This window comes from Paramuribaculum intestinale (assembly GCF_003024925.1).
GTDB classification, from domain to species: Bacteria; Bacteroidota; Bacteroidia; order Bacteroidales; family Muribaculaceae; genus Paramuribaculum; species Paramuribaculum intestinale.
Window position 1 is genome coordinate 1 of record NZ_PUED01000288.1, and the last position, 2,113, is coordinate 2,113.

Genomic DNA, 2,113 nt, shown 5'->3' on the forward strand with positions numbered 1-2,113 from the left:
CTTCAGGACAAGTGCTGGATACTTCTTGGCAGATTATATTTGCCAAGAAGTATCCAGCACTTGTCCTGAAGGTCGATACCCGGATATCCGAACATCCGGCTGACTGTCACCAGCTCTTCATCGTTTATCTTCAATATGTTACAACGTTTCATGGAGTTGCATAGAATCTCCTTGTTGTAGAATCCCTGGCGCAGATTCACGTCGAACACAACAAAACTGTCGCCTTTGCCGGGCATGGCATCCAGAAAACGGTTGATGGTATTGCGTGAGACGACATTGCGCTGTGCGAGAGAGCCGAAACACACCGCTTTTGTACGTGCGGCGAGAGATTCAAGCTGCTTTGTCCATGGAATGTTGTCCCATGCCACGTTTTCCTTGATTTCGTATTGCGGAACTCCGGCCTGATCTATTTCGACCTGTACGGTGCCGGTCGGGTATGGCACTTCAGCTATAAGCTGATTCAGACCCTTGGAGGTAAAGTTCTCCACTATTTCTTTGCCGAGTGCATCGGCGCCCACAGCGCTCACCACGCAGCTTGGCAGTCCGAACTGGGATACGTGATAGGCAAAATTGGCCGGCGCACCGCCGATCTTCTTGCCTTCGGGCAGAACATCCCACAAGGCCTCACCCATTCCTACTACCATGTCTATGTCGTTCATATCGATTGAGTTATATTTATAAGGTTAGTGTTCAAATTTAAACGATAGTGACAGAAATGCCTAAAATCACCCGAAAAAATCTCAGAAAAAACTCGCAGCTGATTATTGAGAGTTACTTATCTTTTTATTTTAACGGTGTAGCACAGCAGGTAAACGACTCCGGCGGTCATAACAGCCACCGCTCCGATCTGCCCCATGGCATCGGCGGCATATCCCATGGCCAACGGAAATACCGTTCCGCCGAACAGTCCCATGATCATAAGACCCGACACTTCATTTTTTTCGGTCGGCGCCGACATCAGCGCCTGAGAGAATACCACCGAAAATATGTTGGAATTACCGAATCCTATCAAACCTATGCCTACATATATCGGCGCAAGGCCGGAGCATGCGAGCAATATGCCCATGCCTGCAAGCATCATGAGCACGCTGACGGCAAAGAACAACCGTGGAGAGACCGTACGGAGGATAAATGCTCCGAGGAAACACCCTACTGTGCGGAATATAAAATAGATTCCTGTGGCGAATCCGGCCTCTTCAAGCGGCAGTGCAAGACGCTCCATAATGATTTTGGGAGCTGTGGTATTGGTACCCACATCTATCCCGACATGACACATTATGCCAATGAAGCACAGCAGCACAAACGGACGTCCGAGCAATCTGATACACTCTCCTATGCCTGATGCCCTGTCGGGTCGTTCCTCGTCGATAGGTGTGGCTGCGAGCAGTGAGATAGACAGGAAGCTTATGACAGCATATATCACGAACAGCGCTCTCCAGCCGAGTCCGAATGTGGGGAACACGGTAGTAGCTCCCCATGCGGCTATCACGGGGGCGAGAAACGAGGCAATCGCTTTGACAAACTGTCCGAAAGTGAGTGTCGACGCGAGTTTGTCGCTGCTGATAAGATTAGTCACCAACGGATTAAGCGATGTCTGCATTATCGCATTACCTATTCCGAGCAGCGAGAATGATATCAGCATGACAATATAGCTGTCGCCAAAAACCGGAATGAACAGTGATACAGCCGTAACCATCAGGCTGATCAGAACGGTGTGTTTTCTTCCGATACGGTTCATCAGCATGCCCGTGGGCACCGAAAATATCAGAAACCAGAAAAACACGAGAGAGGGGAAGAGATTGGCCTGCGCATCGGTAAGATCAAGATCTTTCTGCACATAATTGGATGCCGTGCCGACAAGGTCGACAAACCCCATTACAAAGAAACACAGCATCACGGGCAATATCTGTATCACGAAGGATTTGCGACTGGTGACAAATGATTGAGCCATAATCTAAAATATGTATTTCGGTTAAGTAACTCTTAAAAATTAGTTGATATTATGAAACTCGTCAGTAACCCATGGTTTGCTGCGGTACTTTTTGATTTTGTCCGGCGTTATTTGCTTTCATCCTCAGTTGTGTAGCCTGTCTCTTATACAACTCTCCGAGCC

The 2,113-nt window shown here is 48.4% G+C and carries 1 protein-coding gene and 1 pseudogene; both read right to left on the bottom strand.

From position 1 onward, the window contains the following. Positions 1-29: 29 nt before the first annotated feature. A pseudogene (locus C5O24_RS12830) lies at positions 30-659 on the bottom strand (PfkB family carbohydrate kinase); the annotation flags it as partial. Positions 660-775: 116 nt separating this feature from the next. Next, the gene (locus tag C5O24_RS12835) at positions 776-1,951 is read right to left on the bottom strand and encodes an MFS transporter (RefSeq protein ID WP_237613030.1); all 1,176 of its coding nucleotides are present in this window, start codon (positions 1,949-1,951) and stop codon (positions 776-778) included. Between the last annotated feature and the right edge of the window lie 162 nt (positions 1,952-2,113).

What these genes read in the sequence shown, in the direction of transcription:
- C5O24_RS12835 (WP_237613030.1), bottom strand. Translation starts at nt 1,951, where the DNA reads ATGGCTCAATCATTTGTCACCAGTCGCAAATCCTTCGTGATACAGATA.